This is a genomic window from Agarivorans sp. QJM3NY_33 (assembly GCF_050870865.2).
Taxonomy (GTDB): Bacteria; Pseudomonadota; Gammaproteobacteria; order Enterobacterales; family Celerinatantimonadaceae; genus Agarivorans.
In genome coordinates this window covers 677,462-702,774 of the sequence record NZ_CP194039.2, presented here as the reverse complement: position 1 = coordinate 702,774, position 25,313 = coordinate 677,462, and the positions used below count along the sequence as shown (strand labels likewise).

The 25,313-nt window shown below is 43.1% G+C and carries 18 protein-coding genes; 5 read left to right on the top strand and 13 right to left on the bottom strand.

All coding sequences use genetic code 11. From position 1 onward, the window contains the following. Positions 1-89: 89 nt before the first annotated feature. The 3 genes from ACRRSY_RS03095 to ACRRSY_RS03085 are packed head-to-tail and all read right to left on the bottom strand — an operon-like array spanning position 90 to position 3,045. Positions 90-1,232, bottom strand: coding sequence for an ABC transporter ATP-binding protein (locus tag ACRRSY_RS03095; RefSeq protein WP_432464334.1), 1,143 nt, complete (start codon positions 1,230-1,232; stop codon positions 90-92). 17 nt (positions 1,233-1,249) lie between these two features. After that, complete coding sequence (locus ACRRSY_RS03090) at positions 1,250-2,158, bottom strand: carbohydrate ABC transporter permease (RefSeq protein WP_432454632.1); 909 nt, start codon at positions 2,156-2,158, stop codon at positions 1,250-1,252. Further along, a complete protein-coding gene (locus tag ACRRSY_RS03085) occupies positions 2,158-3,045 on the bottom strand; it encodes a carbohydrate ABC transporter permease (protein WP_432454633.1) in 888 nt (295 codons plus the stop codon). Before ACRRSY_RS03085 ends, ACRRSY_RS03090 begins: the two co-directional genes overlap by 1 nt. A gap of 1,450 nt (positions 3,046-4,495) precedes the next feature. On the opposite strand from ACRRSY_RS03085, the gene ACRRSY_RS03080 reads away from it, so the two are divergent. The 4 genes from ACRRSY_RS03080 to ACRRSY_RS03065 all read left to right on the top strand — a co-directional run bounded on the left by ACRRSY_RS03080 (position 4,496) and on the right by ACRRSY_RS03065 (position 11,004). Continuing rightward, positions 4,496-5,266: an oligogalacturonate-specific porin KdgM family protein gene (locus ACRRSY_RS03080; RefSeq protein WP_432464333.1), complete on the top strand. Its 771-nt coding sequence runs from the start codon at positions 4,496-4,498 to the stop codon at positions 5,264-5,266. Between the two features lie 86 nt (positions 5,267-5,352). Then, complete coding sequence (locus ACRRSY_RS03075; protein ID WP_432464332.1) at positions 5,353-7,566, top strand: right-handed parallel beta-helix repeat-containing protein; 2,214 nt, start codon at positions 5,353-5,355, stop codon at positions 7,564-7,566. Positions 7,567-7,860: 294 nt separating this feature from the next. Next, positions 7,861-9,894 carry a methyl-accepting chemotaxis protein gene (locus ACRRSY_RS03070; protein WP_432464331.1) on the top strand — a complete coding sequence of 678 codons (2,034 nt, stop codon included), beginning with the start codon at positions 7,861-7,863 and terminating at the stop codon, positions 9,892-9,894. A 48-nt stretch (positions 9,895-9,942) separates the two neighbouring features. Further along, positions 9,943-11,004, top strand: coding sequence for a pectinesterase family protein (locus ACRRSY_RS03065; protein WP_432464330.1), 1,062 nt, complete (start codon positions 9,943-9,945; stop codon positions 11,002-11,004). A gap of 301 nt (positions 11,005-11,305) precedes the next feature. On the opposite strand, the gene ACRRSY_RS03060 is transcribed toward ACRRSY_RS03065, so the two are convergent. The 8 genes from ACRRSY_RS03060 to tviB all read right to left on the bottom strand — a co-directional run bounded on the left by ACRRSY_RS03060 (position 11,306) and on the right by tviB (position 20,152). Beyond that, positions 11,306-12,250 carry a sulfotransferase family protein gene (locus ACRRSY_RS03060; RefSeq protein ID WP_432464329.1) on the bottom strand — a complete coding sequence of 315 codons (945 nt, stop codon included), beginning with the start codon at positions 12,248-12,250 and terminating at the stop codon, positions 11,306-11,308. A 208-nt stretch (positions 12,251-12,458) separates the two neighbouring features. Then, positions 12,459-13,385, bottom strand: coding sequence for a glycosyltransferase family 2 protein (locus ACRRSY_RS03055; RefSeq protein ID WP_432464328.1), 927 nt, complete (start codon positions 13,383-13,385; stop codon positions 12,459-12,461). A gap of 26 nt (positions 13,386-13,411) precedes the next feature. Further along, a complete protein-coding gene (locus ACRRSY_RS03050) occupies positions 13,412-14,299 on the bottom strand; it encodes a glycosyltransferase family 2 protein (protein ID WP_432454640.1) in 888 nt (295 codons plus the stop codon). Beyond that, entirely contained in the window at positions 14,289-15,206 is a 918-nt protein-coding gene (locus ACRRSY_RS03045) for a polysaccharide pyruvyl transferase family protein (protein WP_432454641.1), read from the bottom strand. Before ACRRSY_RS03045 ends, ACRRSY_RS03050 begins: the two co-directional genes overlap by 11 nt. 52 nt (positions 15,207-15,258) lie before the next feature. Next, entirely contained in the window at positions 15,259-16,668 is a 1,410-nt protein-coding gene (locus tag ACRRSY_RS03040) for an O-antigen ligase family protein (protein WP_432454642.1), read from the bottom strand. Further along, positions 16,620-17,678, bottom strand: coding sequence for a GNAT family N-acetyltransferase (locus ACRRSY_RS03035; RefSeq protein WP_432464327.1), 1,059 nt, complete (start codon positions 17,676-17,678; stop codon positions 16,620-16,622). Before ACRRSY_RS03035 ends, ACRRSY_RS03040 begins: the two co-directional genes overlap by 49 nt. Positions 17,679-17,836: 158 nt before the next feature. Then, on the bottom strand, positions 17,837-18,871 hold the full coding sequence (locus ACRRSY_RS03030) for an NAD-dependent epimerase/dehydratase family protein (RefSeq protein ID WP_432456105.1): 1,035 nt from the start codon (positions 18,869-18,871) through the stop codon (positions 17,837-17,839). A 12-nt stretch (positions 18,872-18,883) separates the two neighbouring features. Then, complete coding sequence (gene tviB, locus ACRRSY_RS03025; RefSeq protein WP_432454644.1) at positions 18,884-20,152, bottom strand: Vi polysaccharide biosynthesis UDP-N-acetylglucosamine C-6 dehydrogenase TviB; 1,269 nt, start codon at positions 20,150-20,152, stop codon at positions 18,884-18,886. A 174-nt stretch (positions 20,153-20,326) separates the two neighbouring features. On the opposite strand from tviB, the gene prsT reads away from it, so the two are divergent. Then, positions 20,327-23,086: an XrtA/PEP-CTERM system TPR-repeat protein PrsT gene (gene prsT / locus ACRRSY_RS03020; RefSeq protein ID WP_432464326.1), complete on the top strand. Its 2,760-nt coding sequence runs from the start codon at positions 20,327-20,329 to the stop codon at positions 23,084-23,086. 30 nt (positions 23,087-23,116) lie between these two features. On the opposite strand, the gene ACRRSY_RS03015 is transcribed toward prsT, so the two are convergent. Together ACRRSY_RS03015 and ACRRSY_RS03010 are read right to left on the bottom strand one after the other, a co-directional pair. Further along, entirely contained in the window at positions 23,117-24,079 is a 963-nt protein-coding gene (locus ACRRSY_RS03015) for a PEP-CTERM/exosortase system-associated acyltransferase (RefSeq protein ID WP_432460871.1), read from the bottom strand. A 167-nt stretch (positions 24,080-24,246) separates the two neighbouring features. Then, positions 24,247-25,155, bottom strand: a complete 909-nt coding sequence (locus ACRRSY_RS03010; RefSeq protein ID WP_432454647.1) for a THxN family PEP-CTERM protein — start codon at positions 25,153-25,155, stop codon at positions 24,247-24,249. Between the last annotated feature and the right edge of the window lie 158 nt (positions 25,156-25,313).

Below are 25,313 nucleotides of genomic sequence, written 5' to 3'. Positions count from 1 at the left end.
TTTGTGTTCAGAAATGTTCACTTCAGTTTTACTCAAGATACGCGTCCACCGATGTCCGTTGTGGACGCGCGTTACGTTTTTACTTCAAATTAATGATCTAAAGAGATATTTTTTTCAGTTGTTTTATCGAAGATATGTGACTTAGTGGTTTCCACCATAAAGGTCACATCTTTCTTCAGTTCCATATTTAGAACTGCTTTCACATCATCGATAGGAACACGTGCGGTCAATTCATGGCTGCCTACTTTGAAGTAAACAAACACTTCGTGCCCCATATTTTCCATACGAATAACGTCGCCTTTCAAGGTTTGTTCACCCGCAACGTTCTCGGCAGTTAAGGCCAGAGAAATATTATCTGGACGAACCCCAAATACAGTGTCAGTAAAACCATTGGCACGAATATTCGCGACTTTTTGAGGCGGCAAGGTCAAAATCTGACCATCAAGGTTAACCACTAATGAGTCATCTTTTTCCTCAAGTTTCACGTCGAACAAGTTCATCTCAGGCGCGCCAATAAAGCTCGCTACGAACATGTTCACTGGGTTGTTGTACAAATCTTCAGGTGTATCAACCTGCATGATTTCACCCAGTTTCATCACACAGATGCGGTCACCCATGGTCATCGCTTCAGTTTGGTCATGGGTTACATAAACCGCTGTAGCCGGACGATTCTCTGTTTTTAAGTGTTTATGCAAGTCAGAAATACGAACCCGCATTGAAGCACGCAGTTTGGCATCAAGGTTTGATAGTGGCTCATCGAATAAGAACACTTCAGGTTTCTTAACAATCGCTCGACCTACCGCAACACGTTGCGCCTGACCACCAGAGAGCTGACGAGGCAAACGGTCAAGTAAGTCTTCAATTTCTAAGACTGCTGCCGCTTCATTTACTCGTTGTTCAATCTCGGTTTTAGGTAATTTTTGTAGTTTCAAACCAAAACCTAAGTTTTCTGCCACAGTCATGTGTGGGTACAAAGCATAGTTTTGGAAAACCATCGCAATACCACGGTCTTTCGGTGCAAGGTTATTCACTACCTTCTCACCAATGGTGACTTCACCACCGGTGATGGTTTCTAAACCAGCAAGCATGCGTAGGGTTGTTGATTTTGCACAGCCTGATGGGCCCACAATTACCAAGAACTCGCCATCTCGAATGGTTAAATCGATGCCATGAACGGCCTTAAAACCATTTGAATATACTTTTTCTAACTTTTTAAATTTAACTTCTGCCATTGTCTTAACTCCGAAAACTAACCTTTAATACCACTGCTTGCAGCACCTTCAACGAAGTACTTCTGAGACATGAAGAACACTACGATTGAAGGAATAATTGCGATAGACGCCATTGCTAGGATTTCATTCCATCTAGCACCTTCGGTAACGTCGATAGACATTTTCAGAGCTAAAGCAATTGGGTACTTCTCTACGCTTGATACATAAATAAGTGGGCCGAGGAAGTCGTTCACCGACCACATGAATTGGAACAATGCTACCGAGATAATCGCAGGGCGAATCACCGGTACCACGACGTACCATAAAATTTGGAACGAATTACAACCGTCAATCATGGCTGCTTCTTCCATATCGGTTGGGATACCCCGTAAAAACTGAACCAACATGAATACGAAGAAACCTTGAGTTGCAAATGCCAACGGTAAGTAAAGTGGCAAGTAGCTATCCAATAAACCCATTTCGCGGAACATCAAGTACTGAGGGATCAGCAATACTGATTGAGGTAATAAGATGGTGGCAATCAAGGTTGCGAACCAAAAACCTTTCCAGGGGATCTCAAAACGAGCGAAGCCATAAGCAACAATCGTTGAAGAAACCACAGTAAAGAATACTTTTGGCAATACATATGCAAAGGTATTGTAGATGTAATGACCAAAGGTAAATTCGGTACCAGTTTTCCAACCGTTGATGAAACCTTCCATGCTCCACTCATGTGGCCACAGGCTCATAGAGCTAAAGATTTCATGGTTTGGTTTTAACGACGCAGAGAACATCCATAATAAAGGATAAAGCATCGCAAAACCGACAGCACCTAAGATAATGTAACGGATGGTCGCGTTAATTTTCTCACGACGAATAGTACGGTCGTTTTCTTTATTCGCCAAAGCAACTTGTGCTTTTTCGGCTGTAGACATAGAAGTAGCCATTATGCCTTACCTCCTTTATCACCTGAGTAGAATACCCAGTATTTAGATGAACGGAATGCGATTGCAGTGAAGATGGCAACAACAACAAACAGAGCCCATGCCAATGCACTACCGTAGCCCATATCAAAGAACTTAAACGCCGTCTCGTAAATATAAAGAGAGATGAGGTAAGTCGACTTCATGGGGCCGCCACCAGTCACCACATAAGGAGCGGTAAACTCTTGGAAAGCCTGAGTGGTTTGCATAATGAAGTTAAAGAAAATTACAGGTGTAATCAGTGGCACCGTCACTTTCATGAACATTTGCCATTTACTAGCACCATCAATTAAAGCGGCTTCATATTGAGACTGAGGCACGTTTTGCAATGCAGCAAGGAAGATAACCATCGCCGAACCAAACTGCCAAGCCCGTAACAAAGTAATCGAGAACAACGCAAATGCAGGTTCGCCTAACCAGTTAATTGGATCGGCACCAACCACCGCTAACAAACCGTTCAATACGCCGTCAATCGCGAACAAAGCTCGCCACAATACCGCAATTGCAATACTACTACCCAAGATAGAAGGAATGTAGTAAGCCGTACGGAAGAACCCAATACCTTTTAGTTTAAAGTTAAGAAGGAAAGCAATAAAAAGAGCAAATGCCAATTTTACTGGGATTGTCAAAAAAACGTACATAAATGTCACGCCCATTGACTTCCAAAACAAATCGTCCTCAGCGAGCATATAACGATAATTTTCAATGCCGACAAACTTAGGCGTTGTCATCAAATCATAATCGGTAAAGCTCATAAAAAACGATGATATAAATGGAAAAGCGGTAAACACTATCAACCCTATAATATAGGGGGATAGGTACGCTAAACCAAGCCTACGACTTTCATACATTTTTTCGTCCTTAATAGTTCTAGTAATCCTCTAAAAAGTGGCGGACTGTGTATAACACCACCTTTTAGCTGTTAGCTATATTAAACACGCAGAAATCCATAAGTGCCACTCAATAAAACCATAAATGTGATCAGTGATTTTATTTTTTAAAAGATATCTACAAAAAATGTGAAACATCGTTCCGTTATTTGAGTTGAATACCATCTACCCCAACAATAACGAGATCTACATCACACTTCTGTCATGACAAAAACGTCCATAAATGGCTGCATTGATGTCAGGAAAAATTTAAACTGGGGATAAAGACGATCAGGCGATTCAGCTTGGTGCTATATCCTGAAACTAGAAAAAATTATAGCGCTTAATGTTATTTTTAAGAAAGTCACCAACATTAGAATACTCTAATTTAGTGTGTTGTGTTGACTAGGCATTATTTTATAGACAAGTCTAAGTGGCAAGCATCGCGGAACCAGAAAGATCAATACCTATATCAAGTATAACAACTCTAATTTGTTAAGACATAAATAGAGCAACAGCATTTCAACATATTTGATTCGGCTAAAGTACGACTCTGCGCGTTGATTTATATCTCTAAAAGTGAGCGATAAAATAATGAGAATTTGACATACAACAAGTTTCGAATGAACGGAAATCGATGCAAGCGCCCAGACATAGAGCTAAGCCTTAGATGGACTTCCAAAAAAACACCAAACAAGTGGCAACAATATTAACTCTTTATCATTACTGTCATAACAAACAACAAATAAACTAAAAAAATATTTAAAATCAACACTTTAAAAGAAAATCAAACGAGTAGCCAGTTGATGAGAGCTACTAACCTTCAAATATAACGGGTTGCCAGTAAGTACCAATCATAGGAGATTTTGAGAAGTCAGCGGTCCACAAGCCGATAATCGCATAAAATGAGTTTATGCATAGCTTGAATTTTAAATCTAAACGAATGAGCATTTAATAACTAAAGAGTCAACAGATGGTGATTTGTGAGCGACTGCACATGATTTAGCGATACAGCTATCGGTAATAGTCTATTCAAAGACGATACTAAATTACAGTTGATGCAACTCACGCAAATTAAAAACAACTTTCATATAAAAATTTAATTTTACAAACAACAAAACCCTAGCTCTTAAATAAAGAGGTCTATCGAAAAGCTTCTTTTGATTAATTATTCACGATATGGCGAAAACGTTACCAAAAATTGCTAAATAAAGACTATCAAATGCATCAAATATGTTCATTGGCACGGTGCTGTGTCAACCATAAATGAAGTGCTAGCACCAACATTCTCCGGAGCTAGATCACAAATATAACTGTCAATATTTATCACTATTTATATTGGATCACATTTCTCTGCTAACCCATCTTTACAAAACAAAAACAGCACTTATATTGAACTCGTGTACCCATTAAAACAAAACGGAGTTTCATAATGAGAAAAAGCACTATTGCAACCGCAGTTCTCGTTGGCTTATTCGCAAGTGCGACAGTCAGCGCGGCAACTGTAAACATGCGTCACGAATACCAACCATCTTATAAAGGTAACAATGCGAAACACAAAGACCGTATTTCGATTAGTCACCGTCTTAAAAATGGCGTTGGTTTCGAAGTAGAAGCCAAGTGGGCAAACAATAAAAATGATGACGCTTTCGGTGATTACACTGGTTCTGGCCAACAAGCCAACATCAGCTACCTATACAAAATCGGCAAGTCTGGCTTCTCGCTAAAACCACAATATAAGTGGGAATCTGGCTCTACTAAATTAAGTCACCAGTTCAACTTGACCCTGGGTTACAAAATTAACAAAGCTTGGGCAGTTTCTTGGCGTCATCGTTACAACTACGAAAGACAGAGTTCAACGGTTGACAAGCCAAATAACCACTACAATCGTTGGACCTTCGAAGCTGGTTATAAAGGCTTTGAAGATTGGAAACTCGGCGCGTCATTTGATTACACTTGGAACAGTGCTAACAAAGGTAACGCTTGGGAAGATAAAAAAGCTTGGTTCAGTGAGTTTAATACCAAAGCGACTTATACAGGATTCGAAGGTAACTGGTCTCCATTTATTGAAATTGGCTTAGCACCAGACAAAGATAAAGACGCCAACAATAAATATGACAATGCTTGGGGTGTAGGTTCTCCTAAAGCGGCAAAAGATATCTGGCGTCCTCGCTTCCGTATCGGTATGAAATACAAGTTCTAAGCTAGTCACATAGTTACTACTTTTTAAACCAAGGCCTATTTTGATTCTCCTTTTCAAAATAGGCTTTTTTAATATAGGTATCCCTAATGAAATTATCGACCGTTGTAGTCTGCGTTTCCTCGGCCTTCACGCTCAATGCGTTGAATGCCTATGCCGCAAGTGCGGATGATTTAGTCTGGCAAGCCATTACCTTTGGCCAATCCACCGACCTTAACTTTGGCTCCACTATTTTGCCGGAAAAAGTTGGTACCAATCAGGTCACAGTGGATGGACAGCCCGTGCAACCTGGCCCCGTGGCCAATCAATTCACCATTGAAAGCCGTGGTGGAAAAATTGCCAATTCTCATGAAGGGATGACCTTCTATTACACCAAGCTGCCCACCGATGTAAATTTTAGTCTTTCAGCCACCGTAACTTTAGAACAATTAGGCCCAGAAACGGGCTCTAAACCCAATCGCCAAGAAGGTGCAGGCATTATGCTGCGCGATGTGATCGGTAAACCACGACTCGATCCTCAGCCTGAAGGTTTAGAAGAATTTCCGGCGGCATCCAACATGGTTGCAGCCATCTTACGTGCCAATAAAAAAGCCAACAATGGCTTAATCAATATCAACGCCACTTACCGTGAAGGCATTTACCAGCCTTGGGGAACAGGCGGAAACCGGATGAAACGCGACGAGTTCATCAAAGGCATCCCCTACGGCCCTGCACAAACTTATCAAATCAGTTTAACCCGAACCAACACCGGTTACAGTGTTAGCTATCGCCATGGTGAGCTTGAACAAATCCAAGCAGTCAAAGGGGCCAATGCCAACATAGTTGAAATGCAAGACCCTGCCCATCAATACCTTGGCTTCTTTGCTTCACGGAATGCGAAAGTGACCGTGAGCAAGGTAAAACTCCAATTAAGCAAAGCCAACACCTTGGATGCTCCCCGTTTTGTAGCCAAAATGGAAACTCCAATTGTACAAGCGATGTCTCCTGAGGTCTCGGCGACCAATCACTACACCGTACAAGCCCAAGCCAATTACAGTGGTCAATTTAGCCTGAGTCAAGATGGACAGAGTTTGGTGGAAAACCAGCATGTGGCCGCGGGCGAAATGTTTAGCTACCCCACACAATTAGCTCAAAGCAATACCAAGTTTGACCTCAGCTTCACGCCACTGGAAGGTCCAGATACCAATGCGATTCAAACTCAGTATAAGGTCGTGAAACAAGCGCTGAAGAACCCAATGCAAATTTTGGTGAATCCACAGGGTGACAATGGTCGACTCAGCTTAGCCGACGCCATTCAACTGGTCCCCCCGGGCGGCACAATTTTACTCGAGGACGGCGATTACTCAGGTTTAGAAATCCCTATCTCTGCCAGTGGCACCCCCGATCATATGAAAACCCTAAAAGCCAAGGGCAACAAGGTTCGCATTACCGATGCCTACCTGCATGATGCGAGTTACTGGAATATATCCGGTCTTGAAGTGATTGGTGCCCGAACCAATGTTCACGGCAGTCACAATAATTTTGCTCACATGGTCACTCATCAATCCCCCGATACTGGTTTTCAGATCTCGTCAGCCAAGGGCATTGGGCGTGCGTTATGGGCCAGCTATAACGTGGTTAGCGATAGCATTAGCTTTAACAATATGGATGATTCGCAAATTAATGCTGACGGTTTTGCGGCAAAAATACGTGTGGGAGATGGTAATACTTTCATTCGTTGTATCTCTCACCACAATATTGACGACGGCTGGGATTTATTCAATAAGGTCGAAGATGGCTCTAATGGTGCGGTGACAATTATTGACTCTATTTCCTACATGAACGGTCAAACCTTAACCGTAAAAGGCAAAGGAGGCACCCGCGGCAATGGCTTTAAACTAGGCGGGGAAGGTCTGCCGGTTGCCCATGTGGTGAAAAACAGTATCGCCTTCCATAACAACATGGATGGATTTACCGACAACTTCAATCCTGGTTCATTGATACTAGAAAATAACGTCGCTATCGATAACGCTCGCTTCAATTTCTTGTTTCGCAAGAGCCCCTATTCTGACGCAGTCAAACAAGGTGACTTCACCGATAATCAATCCTATCGCTTCTTTGTTAAGAGTAAATACAGTGATGTGGTCAATGCCAGCAAACTCAATGGCAACCAATTTATTATTGATGGAAAAACCACTGACCAAAATGGCAATTTAGTAGACATAAGCCAATTAGATGAATTAAAAGCCACGTCAAAAGTGAATACTCAAGACAAGGTTCCAGGGGACGCGCAAGCCAAAAAATTACAACAACTACTAAAATAGACGATCGGTAAGTTCATCGTTCAATGAAGGCTTATGCTCTTAGTCAATCAAGGGCTAAGCCTTTACTCATGGTGACACAAAGCGAGTCGTTAGCCGCGTCACAGAAACAAAAAAATATCATTATTAGGAACAACTTAAGTTAATAAAAGCAGATGTACTTATGATAAACAACACGCATCTTCGGTAAAATATTCTCTATAAAATTAACTTTTACGATGAAATATCAACCGACTAAACTCGAATGATTGATATTGCACATTTGGCTTTTCAAAATGATGCTGATTAAGGACTACTATGTTTGCAGCTTATAAAAATCGTAGCGTAGGCTTTCAACTTAAACTGGTGATTGTCTTCTGCCTCGTCATCGCATTTAGCGGGATCGCAACCTTAGTTTATCAAAACGCCTCAAAGCTGTTGTTAGAAACCAGCTTAAGGGAGCAGCAATCGAAACTAGATGCTGTCGCACAAACGGTAAGCGGTCAATTTAATGCCTATTTGGATTCGACTAAAGTGCTTAGCTCTACCTTTAAGAATGGTTATTTAGCTGGCTATGAAGTCGAAACCACCATTCTTGATTACGCAAACAAGAAGATCCAAAACGTTAGCCTATACGGCATGCCCTTGATCCATAACGAAGATCTAGTCGATACCTTTACCCAAGATACCGGAGCCTTTGCCACCATCTACTCCGCAATGGGCGATCAATGGTTAAGCATCGCCAGTTCTCTCAAAAATGAAAGCGACCAACGTGATTTAAACCATGTTATCGATAGCCAGCATCCTGCTTATCAGGCCTTAAGCCAGGCGACTCCTTTTGCACAACAAACGGTCCGTTATGGTCATAGCTACATCGTATATTTTGATCCGATTAAAGACTCTGAAGGCAAAGTCGGTGCGGTGTTTGCGGTCTCTTTACCCGTAGAAAAAGCCACTGCTGCGATCCTCGCCTCTTTAACCAACATCAAGTGGGGCAGCACTGGCGCCACCATCGTCGCCGATCAGGAAGCTGAACACCAAGGTCAATACCTACTCGGTTCAATTGGTAACAATGAAACTAACTTGCTCAAATTTAGTGACGCCGATGGGCAGCAACCTTTTGCTAGCTTAAGCGATAGCCAACAAGGCATGATCCGTTTCCCTGTTGAAGTGGATGGCAAGCGTTTAGAAAAATATTTGGTCTATACCCAGGTACCAGGTTGGAACTGGCGACTCATTGGGGGGACTTTAGTGAATGAGTTGACCAAAGATAGCCAAACGCTACTCAAATTAATTGCTGTGATTGCACTTGCGATTGGCCTTGCCACCTACGCTGTCATGACCTTAATTATTAAGCAAACCATTCGCCCACTAAGTCGCCTTAAAGTGTTTATGGACCGTTTGGGTCAAGGCGAAGTAAGTATCTCGGTGCCAACTGGCTCTAGCCAGTCCCAGAATGAAATTGAACAGTTAACTCAAGGCGTCGCCAAAATGGCTGCCCAATTAGACTCACTAGTAGGAGAAATCAATCAAACCAGTAATCAGGTTAATGAGCAGTCTTCCAATGTGGCGCGCCATGCCGATACCAACTTGACTCAATCGGATTTACAACAGCAAAAAGTAGAGTTGGTTGTGAGTGCAACCGAACAACTCGCAGCCTCTGCCCAATCGGTTGCCGAGCAAGTAGAAACCATTGCTGAAAATGTGCGTTTAGCTGATGTCGACACAAAATCGGGTTTAGAGGTGGTCGATCATGTCCGCAATAACATCGTATTATTAAACGATCAGCTCAACAGCTCCTCGCAAGCGATAGAACAAGTTGAAAAAGACAGCCAGCTTATCTATAACATCACCAAGATGATCGATGAAATTGCTGAACAAACCAACCTACTCGCCTTGAATGCTGCCATCGAAGCAGCCAGAGCCGGCGAACAAGGCCGTGGCTTTGCGGTGGTTGCCGATGAAGTTCGCACCCTCGCCCACCGAACCCAAGTCTCCGTGAAGGACGTGGTAGACATTATGGGACAACTGAAAAATTCAACGGATAATGCTGTTGGCCTTACCGAGAAAAGTCGCCAACAGGCAAATGCACTGTTATCACAATCGGAGAATGCTGGCTCTTCTCTAGAAGCGATCGCATCGCAAGTCTCAGCAATCGCCGAACAGTCACATTCCATCGCGACCATCGCCGAGCAACAAGCTCAGGTTTCTTTACAGGTTGCCAGTAATTCAAGTGAAATCCACGAACTCAATCGAGAGAGCCATTCCACCAGCCTAGAAACCGCTGAAAGTGCTCGGGCGCTACAACAACAGGCTGATTCGCTCAAAGAACAGTTTAATTTCTTCCACTAAATACAGTGCGAGTCTGCCCTCATGTAGACTCGCCAATCACTGAAGACTATGCCGAATAAAACAACCCCTAATCACATCCAGCAAGTAACTGTGTCTCTGCAAGCAGACGCCGATTTTAGTTCGATCCAACAGGCGCTCGACAACGCACCAGATGATCATTCACCCTATTTAATTTATATAGCCAACGGTCGTTATCAAGAAAAGATTAAAGTGACTCGAGCGAACACCCAGCTCATCGGCGAAAGCCAAACCCACTGCATTGTCAGTGCCACTATGGCCAACGGCATGATTGACTCGCAAGGTAGGAAATTTGCCACCTTTAATAGTTACACGCTTTGTATTGACGCAGCTGACGTACAGATCCGCTCGCTAAGCATTGAAAATGGCTTTGATTTTCCAGCCAATGCGGCTAAAGCGGAAGGTGACCCAAGCAAACTAAAACATACCCAAGCAGTCGCCCTCGCCTTAGGTGACAATGCCGACCGCGTTCAGTTAATCGATCTCGATCTGCAAAGCTATCAAGATACCCTGTATTTACGTGCCGGACGTTGTTACTTGAGCCACTGCCGTATCGCTGGCACCATCGACTTCATTTTCGGAGGCGGAGTTGCCCTCATCGACAAATGCGAGATCGTAGCTCGTAATCGAGAAGCGCAACACCACGAGCAAGTCTATGGCTATATTAGTGCGCCTTGTACCGACATCAAGCAAACACATGGCTTGGTATTTCGCCATTGCCAGCTCAGCAAAGAGCCCGGAGTACCAGCTAATAGCTATGCTTTAGGACGGCCATGGCACCCAACCACACAATTTAGTGATGGTAACTATGCCGACCCTAAGGCAATTGGGCATGTCGCCTTTATCAATTGTGAACTCGACGACCACCTCTACGGATGGGATAAAATGAGCGGTCGGGATATCCAGCAAAATATTATTTGGTTCAGGCCTGAAAATTCTCGTTTTTGGGAATACAACAATAGCGGTGCGGGTGCCAAATCACGCGATAAACAACGACCTCAGCTCACAGAACAACAAATGCAGCATTATCAACTAGAGCATATTTTCGGCGATTGGCGGCCCTCGTTGTACCAAGCTAACCAAGCCGAATAAGATGATTCTGGATCAATTTCGATTCAGTCGACAAGCGTCAGGCCAATTCAAAATAGTTTGAGGCCAGCTCTTTAAAAAGCTTCGTTACCCGGCTTGTCACTGATGAGGCTGAGCCAACTTGATATGCAGCCTCAATCGATATACATCATACAAAAATTACACTCAGGTAGATAAACTGAAATATTCAGTTTATCTACCTGAGTGTAATTTTAAAGGAAAATGTCTATCTTCATCAACCAGAGAGCTTGCCTCACCCGCTTTAGCCTCGATAAAAATACGCCTTTACCAGCCTGGCAAAAGGTCATGACCCCTTTGGCAAAAGAGCCTTCGTCAGCCGCTTTTCAAGTGTTCGTAGAGGCCACGATAGCTTCCAAGTGAAGGAACGATATGCACTCTCAAACAAGTTACGGTAATCACTTTCTGAACGTTGCAACCGCAATATATGTTCCACCAGGACAGGGTCTAATTGGGACAAATATTGCTGATATTGTTGATAAAGTTGCTCAACCAAGTCGGGATCTCCAGCCAAAATGGCCTGATAGGTTTGCTCTGCCAATCGAGCAAGCTCGCCTTCCCGGTGAACGGCAGATGCAACATTTCTACGAAGCTTCTGCTCAATGAAACTACCACTGCCTTGGGTTGTGAGGTCCAGTTCAAAACCTTCAGATATTTGCCTCCTCACCGTTTCAGGCGAAGCCAATAAGTCAGCAAAGTCTACGACTAAACGAGAACTTTGATTAGTTTCACGATAGGCCAAGAAATTGTAATTAAGCCATAACATTAGACCTTTAGCCTGAGAAAAACCATCACGCTTCGCCAATGAGCCCGCCACCTCAACAGGATTACGGATCATCAATAAGTAATTAATCTGGGCTGGACTTCGCTCTAACACTGGCCGCCATAGAGGCAATAATACGGATACCCGAGGGTCTTTCATTCCCCATACTGCTGAACCAGCATATTCCTGTTCAATCAATTGCAGTGCCCGTTGTTGCCATGCCTCAGAAAAACTGCGAGCCGGATGAAGGCAATAACAAGGGTCTTCCCAAGAACTACCTAATTCATCAAATAACTGATCGTTGAAGTCGACTAAATGAGCATTTTCCCAGAAACCTTTATCATTGACCCCTGCTTGCGCTTTAAATAGGTGTTTACCCATAAAAACACCAAACTGGGCAAGCTCACCCGATAAGGCTGAAGTCCCACTGCGATGCATGCCAATAACGATGATGGCCTTTGCTTCCATAACAATATCCTTTGACTTTATTTGGCCGGTTTTAGCAAGCGAACCTTTGCGAACCATGATTAATAATGTTCACTCAGTCATTCTCAAAACCGTCGCTTGAGCTGCTGAGCCGCAGTTCACCATGAACTTAAACTTGAACTTAAACTTAGGAGCAATTTCAATAATCTTACACCGCTGCCCAAGATCCATCATTCTCAGTTAGTCATTCTCAAAATCGTCGCTTGAGCTGCTGGGCCGCAGTTAATAGTGGACTTGGGATCAATTTCAATAAATATCCCCTCAGTCTCATGTGCAAATTAGCATGACACTGGTCAGCCAACAGTAAACTGCTACCCGCTAACTTAAATTCACCAGAGAACACATAATTTTTAGCATAACGCCGATGGATTGCTGACTTTATTTCAGCCCAGTTAATACCGGGGAACTCAGCCCCATATTCTGCTTCAATTTTATTGATACAAACCAACTCCGCTTGATGCATTTTCTGATCATTAAGAGAATAATTATTTTCGTGAATAATATGCTTTGCAAGAGGAGCAGAAACATAGTCAAATCGACAATAGCGGGATAGCTTCAGCCACAGATGCCAATCATCAACGCCCATCAGACGTCGATCATCATCGAAACCAGAGACCCTTAAAATCATATCTTTGCGAGCAATAACGGTGCAACACATGATCAGGTTTTCATTGACCAAGTCTCTTCGGATTTGTTGTTGCTGCAGAGGCTTTAGTCGAGTTTGTTTGGTCTGCTTAAACTGACAGAGCTCCACATAGGCATTACTAAAGACTAAGCCGACCTCAGGGTCATCGAATAAGGGGAGTTGAGAAGAGAGTTTGTGACTTTCCCACAAATCATCTTGATCACAAAAAGCAATAAAGGGCGCGCGCGACTGCTCTATCGCAAAGTTTCTAGCATGGGCAACGCCCCCATTGGGTTTACTAAACGCCCTTATCTTGGGATTGCTGCTGGCAAGTGATTCAATCAACGACCTTGAACCATCCGTTGAACCATCATCTACCAATATAATTTCGAAATCTGAAAAATCTTGTTGTAGTACTGAATCAACGGAGGCTTCAAGTAAACGCTCTCCGTTGTATACGGGAATAACAACGGACACCAAACACGCAGCCATTATCAACTCCCTGTTTTTTGACTAAATTAACTGCTTCCTACAAAGATTAGCTTAAGACGCGCCTTATACAACAATAAACGAGCAGCAAAACTCGGGGCTTCACTTAACGCCTGTTTAATAATCGGGATTGCGGCCTTAGGTTGGCCGCGCCAAATCAACTCGCGGGCCCAATTTAGGCGAACCTTAGCTTTAATCATCGGCGCAATAGCCTCGAGCTTACGAGCCGGTTTAGTCGTAAGAAATCGGTCAATCACTTCCAAATTATCCGCATAAGAACAGAGTTGAGAACCCAGGCTGTTCTCAACACTTTTTTTATGCACCAGCACTCGATTAACAAAGCCAATCATGCCAAGGCTGGCAATTTTATAATAAACATCGATATCTTCGGCGGTAAGTAAACGAGTATCAAATAAACCGATGCTCAGTAATAACTCACGTTTCACCAGTACCGTTGAAGTCGTCAAATAAGGGTTAATGAATATTTGTTCGATAGTTTTATCTTCAAATGTGAGTCCACTTTCGGTCTCTGTTTGGTTCAACTCACTATCGTCACTACAATCTCGAGTATAACAAGCCACCCAATGGGGGTTTTCCTGCATCGCTTCGAGTTGAATCGCCAATTTATCCGGATGCCAATAATCATCAGCATCTAAAAAGGCAATCAAATCACTGGTGGCAACGCTTATCCCTGCATTTCGCGCCGCAGAAACCCCAGCATTTTGTTGCTCGATATAAATAATACGATCCAAATATCCACTTAAAATGTCTGCAGTTGCATCGCTAGATCCGTCATTCACCACGATAATTTCGCTCGCAACAGCTGACTGAGCCAATACCGAAAGGATGGCTTTTTCGATAAAACTTTGAGCATTATAAGCTGGGATAATGACACTCACAGTTAAGTTATCTTGCATAAGTTCCAGCTTCCGCACTGCTATATTGCATTTGTTCAACAGCATCATTCAGTTGCTGTAACAAACGATTTTGTAAATTTTCATCGCTCAGATAACAACGCTTAGTGTTGGCAAGCGCAGCTAGATTGGCAATGGTTTCATCTTTACTCTTTATACTTGAGTTTCGAGCTTGTGGTGGATACCAATCTTTCCCAAAACCAAAGGATCGCACCGTACGTTTAAACTCATCTTTAAGATACTGCTTGGTACCAACATTAGCATAATGAATATACGGTCTGATCGTTGTCGGTTGGAAGTCAATATTGATGGTATCTAACCAATCTTTCCATTTTACGGTATTCACTTTGTCCGATAATAAAACTGGATGCCAAGGGATCCGCAAAGCATCGGCGACAATCGCACCATGCATTGCTTCGCAAAGCATTAAACGACACTGCTGCATCTCTGCAAATACTCGCTCAACCGACCATTCAGGAGAAATAAACCGGTAACCACAGCTCTCTGCGATATTTTGCCAGTCGGCACTGCGACAACTTAAATAATGCGGCATAAAACCAATATCACCACTGGCTTGATGTTTTGGCTGCATCACATTGCGTAACAACAGTGCCGAATCTGTGATCGCACAACTGGGATCTAAATTCAGTGATTTTGCTGAATAAGGCCCACGCACGGCATGCACTTTCCAAAGCTCAGTCACTTGGGGGATGTCGCCATATCCCACGCCTGAACCAACAATATGTAGAGTTTTATCACTTGGTAAATGATGATTGAGCAAGGTACCTATACCGACTAACAATTCAGAGGGATCATCATTGAAAAAGTCAGGAAGTAGCTTCGGCCATAACCAAGGATTTAAGTCATCGCCAAAGTTGCCGATGTCGTCTTTATAATAAAATAGCTGCATCAGCGATACTCTCGCCATTGATGATGAATCGTACTTTGCTGCATAGCGGTTCTCATAAACTCACTTTCAAGGTGATATAAACTGCGATAATAATCGCCCAGGCATAAAACATACAACGCCATACCATTTGTGCGGATAGCAGTTCTGCCAATACCGGGCGGATTTTCATCAAACGAAGGTGACTCGCGGTTTGCATTCCCATAAAGATAAACAACAACAATGTAAATTGTCGACTAAGGAAAAATGCAGTCACCATAAAGCCGACCATAGAATAAAATAAGGTCTTATTGAGACTGGCTTCTTCTGCGTATTGTTCCAGTTTCTCTTTTTCAAGCTCGGCGCTCAACTGGTCATCATTCTCAAGCTCTGCGTCAGAACGCTTTAAAAACATATATCCAATCAGCATATTTAGGATCAAAGTGCCGCCCCAAAAACTGTAACCCGGCACCCCGAGTTCAGCGGCGACATGAACATAAGAGTTATGTGCAACAATGCCATGGACGTCCACAAAATTGCCCATGCCAACACCAAATACCGGACTAGAAATCAACATTTGAATACCATCGTACCATGCATCAAGTCGCCCATGAGCGGATGACTCGGAAGCCGATAAGCCCCCAAACGAAGCCAACAATGTTGCGGCAATGGGGGCGCTAAACACGATAAATAACACCAGGCGAGCGCCCGCATTACTGATTAAAAAATAAATCGCTATCACTGCGATAGAACCCAACAAGGTGCCTCGCGAGCCAGTCATATAGACGCCGTAGCCTAGGGCCACAAGCGCAGCTAACATTAATAATTTAACTAATTTACCGCCACGGCCATAAAAATACCCCACAAAAGGAATATTCATCACTAAAAACATACCTAAGTCATTTGGATCACTGAAGAAGCCCAGATAACTAATCCGCATCTCCTCTCGACCTACCGTAATACTGCCACCGATCCCAGAGCCAAAACGGCCATTAAACGTACTTTGCTGTACATGCCCGTTATATACCATGCCAAGGGCAGCAATAATGCAAACCACCATCAACCAACGCTGCCGACTAGGTGAGGTGATTAATACGCTGTACAAAAAGAATGGTACGATGGAACTCACAAATAAACGCTGCGCCTGAAAAATCCCGCCAGTCCCCCAGCCATTTAAAAAGGCGGACCCCATAATCAACGGCACTAAAGCTAACAACATATAATGCTGCGGGTAGAGCTTCATCGGGCGGAGCGTCAATAATGTCAATACTAAAGACGAAATCGCAAACACCTTAATGACAATATAATTCGCGGTTTCATAAGAAAACTCATGAGGACGGATCAATACCGCAATGGTGTACAGATATAAGAAAAAAAAGCCTAAAGGAGCCGTTTGCTCTTTAACCGGAAATTGTCTCCGCATCCCCTTACCCGCATTCATGTTGGAATGACTTTGTTGATTAACTTGAATAACTTTACCCTCCATGGACGTTTCGCGAGACAAAGATTAGCCATTTCTGTTTCTTCAGCAGCAAATTGCGTTTTATAGCCGCCCAACTTTCCTGCCATCATAAAATCATAAATCGTCGTTTTGCTATGCAACAGGCTCCAAACGTGTAAGGCGAAACCTGGAGAGCAATGGGCAAATTGAGCGTCATCCCAGCCAGATTGATAAAAATGTAGATGTTGTTTATCCAGCAAGAAGTAGTTTAAGGCAATCGCTTTTTGGCCAACAAACAGGCCACTCATTGCAACATGATTGGCATATTCGCGTCGAAAATCACCATGAAACTGAATAAAACGAGCCGCAGAGAATGCCCCCAATTGTCCTTGGTTTTGCCAACGCCCCTGGTGCATGGCAACCAAATCTGGCCAATAATGCTCCATCTCCGACAAGCTTAGCCATTTAAACACAGCTGACGAGTGCGCTAGTGTTTTGCTGGCTCTACGCCACTTAGAACGCCCATTACGCGATAGCTTAGCAATTGACCATTGTTCGCAATTCACCGCATAGGATTTCGCAGGATAACACTGACAGAGTTTTACTCCAGCCAACAACTGATACAAATGACTTGAGACATGAATCGCCCGACACAGCAATAAATCAAAATCGAGATTTTGTAAATACAAAGATAAAACCGGCAATGCTTGCTGTTGGTAATTCGGCATCACTAAAACATCAATATATTCCGAGGCTAACTCAGCCTCTTCTTCTTCGCCTTGTGCCAACAGCGACAATTTTTTAAGACCAAAGCCTGCTTTCAAGATTTGCCGATAAAAGGGAGCAACGGCTACCAACTGACCCTCAGCGAAACCAGCATAGACGAGCAGCTGCCAATCCTCCTGCCAGTAAACCTTTAACCAGTGTTTAATCCACTTGAACTGACTGAACAACGAAGCTTGACAAGTATCCGCAAGTTGCTCCCATTGAGGCTCGAGGCGCATCAACTCATCCAGTTGAGTAATTACACGCCAATCTACCGCTGTTTGACTCATGCGCTAAACTCTTCCACAAAGCAAGAGACAACAGCATAGATATAAACGTCCCCAGCATCCTTGCCTACGGTGTGACATAGCCCACAGCCCATTGTTTCGTTCCCTGTAACATCACTCATCAGCGAAACTATAAGCTCGATTAGCGTAACCAGCTTAATTTAAGTTTGATGCTCAGAATCAGCATGCGCGATATACCAAGGCATGGCTCTGGCCAAACCTTGGCCGATATTAAATGCAGGCGCATAACCTAACAATTTCTGCGCCTTACCAATATCAGCTCGAGAATGTCGCACATCACCCGCCCTAAAATCACGATACTCAGGGACCGATTGTCGAACGACACCATGAATTGCTAAATTTTGTTGTAGCAACTCAAATAACTCGGTAAGGCTGGTTTGATCATTCAGTGCCACATTAAAGACTTCACTTTGACTTAAGCCCGCAGTTGCCGCCAAAATATTCATCTGCACCACGTTGTCGATAAAACAAAAATCTCGACTGGTTTGGCCATCGCCATTAATAAAGACTTGTTGCTCATCAATTAACGCCGCAGTCCATTTGGGAATGACCGCTGCATAGGCACCATTTGGATCTTGTCGTGGACCAAACACATTAAAGTAGCGCAAACCAATAGATGGAAAGGCATAAGTCCGCTCAAATACCGAACTATACAATTCATTCACATACTTGGTCACCGCATAGGGTGACAAAGGATTCCCAATGACCTCTTCAACCTTAGGTAAGTCAGGATGATCGCCATAGGTAGAGCTAGATGCTGCATAAACAAAAGCTGTGACCTGTTGTTCTTTAGCAGCCACCAGCATATTCAAAAAGCCTGAAATGTTTACGCCATTGGTGGTAATTGGATCGTTGATCGAGCGAGGCACCGAGCCCAAAGCCGCTTGGTGTAAGACATAATCGGCACCTGCAACAAACTGCTTGCAGTGTTCTAGTTCTCGAATATCACCTTCTATAAATTGGAAACGCTGCCACTGCTGCTCACTCACTAAACCTTGGACTTCATCCAAATTGTGTTGATAGCCAGTGGCAAAATTATCTAAACCAATCACCCGCTGATTTAGCTTCAGTAAGGCCTCTAAGAGATTTGAGCCAATAAAACCAGCGACACCAGAAATAGCCCATACTTTGGGTTCGGCCTTTAATGTTGCGCATACCTGTTCAAAACGATTCACCATGAACTCCTATTACAAACGTAGGTCGCTGTCTTTCACTGGAAGTAAATACTTCAAATCATATAGTACATGTTTAGCTTTACCATAGGCTCGAATATCCTGCACCGACATCTCTTTAAACTGCTGATGAGCGACCGCCAGAATAATAGCCTCATAGCTATCAGCCGCTGGCTGTTCAACTAAATCAATGCCGTACTCTGCATGACATTCTTGTTTATCAGCCCAAGGGTCAAAAACATCAACCTGCACCCCATATTCAGAAAACTCATGCACGATATCAATCACTTTGGTGTTTCGGATATCAGGGCAGTTTTCCTTAAAGGTCAAACCTAAAATCAATACACGACCTTGATTTACCGAAATGTTGCGTTTCACCATTGCTTTCACGCACTGACCCACCACATAACGCCCCATATTATCGTTTATCCGACGACCCGCTAAGATAACTTCTGGACGATAACCGATTGACTCAGCTTTATGGGTTAAATAGTAAGGGTCAACACCAATACAATGTCCGCCAACTAAGCCCGGTCTGAAAGGAAGAAAGTTCCATTTGGTGCCCGCGGCTTCCAATACTGCTTCGGTATCAATATCAAGGCGATTAAAAATCAAAGCTAATTCATTGATTAATGCAATATTCACGTCACGTTGAGTATTTTCAATCACCTTGGCTGCTTCGGCGACTTTAATGCTAGAAGCCTTATGGGTCCCAACAACCACAATTTCACTGTAAAGATCGTCGACCACAGTTGCAATTTCAGGTGTGGAGCCAGAGGTAATCTTTTTAATCGTAGAAACTCTGTGAGTTTTATCGCCGGGATTGATTCGCTCTGGGCTATAGCCAACAAAAAAGTCTTGGTTAAATACCAAGCCTGAATGTTGCTCTAATACGGGCACACACTGCTCTTCGGTTGCACCAGGGTACACCGTCGATTCATAGACCACTATATCCTTAGGTTTGAGCACTTTTGCAACCGTTTCACTGGCTTTAATCAATGGAGTCAAATCAGGTTGTTTGTGTTCTGTAATCGGTGTCGGAACTGTGACAATAAAGACGTTACAGTTAGCCAATTCCTCGATCTGGCTGCTATAGCTCATGTTATTGGCAACATCACTTAACTCATCGTCACTCACTTCCTGAGTCAGATCAATCCCCCGCTGTAATTCAGCGACGCGCACCTGGTTAATATCAAAGCCAATCACTTTGCGTTTCTTGGCAAATTCAATGGCTAAAGGTAAACCAACATAACCTAAACCAATTACAGCAATACTCACGTCCATGTACACACCTATGTGATAAAAATTATATAATCTGGGCTAATTAAACCGCATATTGAAGAAGAAAGTAAGAGTATAACTTGAGTTCTCAACAAAAGGCTGCTCAAAGTAGGACATCGAGCTAATTCCGTTGTATGCTCTTTATCAAATTTATCAATCCAACAAACAGGGAAAGATATGAGTAATCATCAGTTTGGAATGAAAAAATTACTAGTATTAGGTGCACTAAGTTTAAGCTTAGTCGCTTGTGGGGGCGATTCAGCCCAAGAGCACCTAACGAAGGCGACTAATTATCTGGCCCAAGGGGATAATAGTGCCGCGATTATCGAACTGAAAAATGCGATAAAGAAGGATGGTGAACTCGGACAAGCCCGACTTTCTTTAGGACGAATTTATTTGAATCGAGGCAGCTATCCAGCCGCACAAAAAGAATTGCTCAAAGCCTTAGCGCTTAACGCAGACAAAGCGCAAGTCTTACCGCTACTCGCAAGAAGCTATTTAAATCAAAATCAAGCCGACAAAATTTCTACACTGATCCCTGATAATCGCCCCCTTGAAGCAGATGTAGAAACCGAACTGCTGGCCATTTATGCCCTCTCACTATTTAGAGAAGGTCAAATCGATAAGGCTCGTCTCACTCTGAATCAGGCACAAGAGCTGGGCGTTGAGAATACCTACTCACGAATGGCAAGCGCCAGTATTTCTGCAGCTGATAAGCAATATGACCAAGCCAATAGTACCATCGATCAGCTGGCACAAGAGGCGCCAAATAACACCGATGTTTGGCTGCTGAAAGGCCACTTAGCAACGCTCTCCAACGATATAGAAACGGCAGTGGCGGCCTATCGTCATGCCGTTGAATTGGCCCCAGATGCGATTCAATTCACCCTATATTTGGCGCAAGCATTAGTGAAAAACAAACAGTATTCGGAGGCCGAACCCTATCTCAATAGGATCTTAAAAATGGCGCCGAACCATATACTGAGTAACCAATTAAAAGCTTATATTCAGTTTCAAAAAGAAGATTTTGATAGCGCATTTACACTGGCCACTAAAGCCTTACAAAATGGTTCAAACAATACTTCAACCCAACTAATTGCAGGCATATCCGCTTACAAACTAAACAAGTATGAGCAAGCACTCACTCAACTTGAGAAAGTGATTACCAAAGACCCGGGCAACGCCCTTGCTCAACGCCTGTATGTGACCACCCAGTTTCGTATTGGTCAATTAGACTCTGCACTAGAGCAGCTTAACCAGAGTTCGCTTACCGACGCTCAAGATAGCAATTTTTTGAGTACCGTCAGCATCCAGCTCAACCAGCTGGGGAGAACTGAAGAGGCACTACAAATTGCCGAAAAGGCTGCCGCATCCGGTAACTTATCGGCCAAGGCTAAATTGGGCTTGTTACAACTAAAACAGAATGACCCCAAAGGTTTAGAGACCCTAAATCAAGTTCTCGCAGAAAATCCAGCGCAAACCCAAGCCTTCCTGGGGATCCAAGCCTTTCATTACAAGCAGAAAAAAACCGACGAGGTCTTTGCAGCACTTGAGCAATGGCTAGGTGAACACCCTAAAGACCAAGCGGTAAAATTGTATAAAGGCGCATTATTAGAGCAACTCGGTCGTTATCAAGAAGCACTGGATGCATACCAATCAGTTCTTAAAGATAATCCGAAAGATGTACCAGCTACACTATTTAGTTCTTCTGCTTATGTACAAATCGGCAAGGCCGAAAAAGCTTACCAAATTATTTACCAACTCAAGACCGAAAATCCAGAAAACTTGCGAGTGTTTCAATTTTTAATGGGGCATGCCAGCCAACTAGATAGAATGGCAGAGGTTAAAGCCTTACTCGATCAGCAGCTACTGGAACAACCCAACTCTAATCTATTGCAAGAACAATTAGGCCGCTACTTCGTCTTCAAAAAAGACTTTAAGCAAGCGATTACAAGCCTTGAACAGGTCGAGCCTTTGCTACGTAGCGACCAAATCTGGCAGTTAATTGGCGACCTATATTTACAAGATAAGCAGAACGACAATGCAATTAGCACTTATCGACGCTGGTTAGATAACTCTCCATTATCGTTAGCGGCTTATATTAAGAACATTAATGTATTAGAGGCTAATAATAAGCTAAATGAAGCTGTGGCGTTGAGCAACAGAGCAGTCAAAGTATTTAAAAATAATCAAAAAATGATTTTTTTAAATTCGGTATTGTTGCTTAAAACAGGCAATGCTGCGGCAAGCCAAGAGGCCTTAAATAGCCTCGCCCCAAACCAGTTGAAAACCTTAGCCGCGATTCAACAACAAGGTTATATTTATCTTACCCAAGAAAACTTGCCTTTAGCGATTAAGACTTTTGAAGACTTATATAGCAAGCACCCCAGCATGCAAACCGCAAATCGTTTAATTCAAACTTACAAAGACGCCAATCAACCCGAGCGTGCTGTTGCATTTGTAGAAAAAACACTGTCTGAGCATGGTGAAGCCGCACAACCATTACAGCTGCAATTAGCAGAATTACAAATGAGTTTAAACCCTCAGCAAGCTTTGCAAAGTTACCAGAAGATCATCAGTAAGGAGCCTGAAAACATCATTGCCTTGAATAACCTCGCGTGGGTATATCATGCGCAACAAGACAACCAACAAGCTTTAAAATACGCCAAACAAGTCTATCAACTCAAACCTGAACTCGCCCAGATTAAAGACACTTATGGCTATATGTTGCTTAAAGCGGGTCAAGCAGAAAAAGCCACCGAAATTCTGGCAGAAAGCTATCAACAGCAAGCCAATAACGAAATTGGCGTTCATTATGTTGAAGCGCTGATTGCGAGTAACAAACATAGTCAGGCGAGAACCTTGTTGAATAGTTTAATCGATCTCGATCCGGCCTTGCTGAATAAAAAAGCTGAGCTAGAAGCTCAGCTAAAATAACCATCTGACCAATGGTGAGAAAGCTTGCAGTTATTGCGGTAGGTACAAGCCCTTCGCAGGAGAATAAACAAAACCTTTTCTCATCATTAGGCTATTGTCTGATTTTGGTTTTGCTTTGAAGTTTGATGAATACATTTTTTTAATGTATTCATCATCATCATCATTTTTTCTGGCGGCCAGACAACCCTTGGCTACTTCTTTGTCAATATTCATCATCAGTTTTTGAAAACCAACCGGCAAGCTTCGCATCAGCATCGACGCACTAATATAGTAAGGCGCTCGCAAACCATGGTAGTCGATAGCGGCCCCGAGCTGCTCAAACTTGATCCCTAAAAAGCTCATACTGCGTGCTAAACGAGGTTCCATCATGACAAACGCATGATGTGTGCCGGAGCGTACTGCAAGCGAAGCTATCGACAAATATAAACCTATCGCCAAAAATGGAAAACAGCGTAGCTCTTCTTCTGAGTAGGTTTGTTCATTAATGGCACCCGCTGCCGCGCCTTCAAAATTATCCGCTTTACGACGACGAAACTGAGGTCGTACCGCTAAACGAGAGATCTCACATATTTCAGAGCGTTCAAATTGATCCGGATGGAATTTCGCGCCTTCAATTGCCTGCGCGCAGTATTTCTCGATAGGAAGTAATTCATCTTTATGACTTGGGGATACAATCCGCACACAACCTGCAAAATCCGCACTGGGTTTATGTTGGATCAAACAGAACCGAGAATATTCATCAAACTCATCTTGCTCCATCCCATCGTCTCGAATTGGCTCAAAGTTTAGTTCTTCACAATAAACATCATGACGGATCCTAAACGCTTCATGCACAATATCGGGACGATAAGCAACCACAGGACGCAGATACTCGGCAAAATGTTGAGCAATTAACTTTGCTTCTCGTTTCACTAGCAGTGAAATACCACTTCTCACCATCGGCCCAATCACCGGATAGCTTGCCAAATTTTTTATGTATTTATTACGAATCATAAGGCACTCTCAAAGCTTTCGATCTAAAGCAACCCACTCACTCGCCAGAGTTAAAAGCAGCTAAATAATATCAATGACAAGGACTCAAAAACAAAAAAGCGCAGTACTGGGCTGCGCTTTTAATATCAACTAATGACGCTAACTCTTAGCGACGTTTTTATTAAGCCTTAAGCACGGCGGCGCAAACCAGCCAAACCTAATAAACCTAAACCAAATATAGCTAAGGTACCAGGTTCTGTCACTTCTCTGGCTGAGATAGCAAATGCAGCTTCAAGAGTATTGGTATCATCTTCTTCAGTTAAGAAACCAATACAGGTTTTACCTTCTGGACAATCGACATTCTCAACGAATGTTAGACCTAACAAACGAGTTGTTAAGGTGTATTCATAATCGTCTAAGCCGTCTACAGGGATGGTGAAGCTGTTGCTTAAGAAAATCGCATCACCTTCCTGAGTGAAAGAAACACTGTCGTCTAATACAATGGTAAATAAATCGGCACAACCAGCCTCATTGATACCAACTGCACCATCTAAAGTATCGCCATATTCACATACGCCGCCAGTAGGGTGGTTGTAGGTTTCTTCAAATTGAATTTCAAATTGTAGCGTTGGTCCAGCCGTTGGAGGCAACACCACTGGAGATGTTGGGCCTAAAAACAAACCATCGAATAAGGTCGCCGATACCAAAGTATCACCCGTTACTCCCCAGTTTTCATGGGTTAAACCAGTACCTTCAGAGAAAGCTAGAGCACCAACACCATTCACTACACTGGTGGTTACCGAGCCAGTTTTAGCATCGTCAACGATTAAAGAGCTTTGCAATTCGTTAGGGTTAACCTCTTTATAAGGTTGGCCCCAAGCCAATGTTTTAGGAAGCTCACCAGCAAAGAGTGTATCAAAGTCATCTAAGGTAGCACCCGAAGCGTTAATCCCTGTTGCGTCGCCAGCTTCTGAGACATAATCAGTGCCGAAACCCGCGTCGTTTAAGTAATCCCAATCCGTGATTAAAACAGCATTTGCCGAAAGGCTTGAAACACCTAAAGCTAATGCCATACCAGTCAATTTTAATTTATTCATATTGCCCGTCCATTTGGTCATCGCAGAGTTAAATACAAGTATATCAATGCAACTCAAATGCCAACTTAAAAAACGTTTATAAAACAATAATTTAAATAAAATGACATCCGTTTTCATGAGCAATATGTAAAATTTACTGACACTTCTAATCAAGCAAC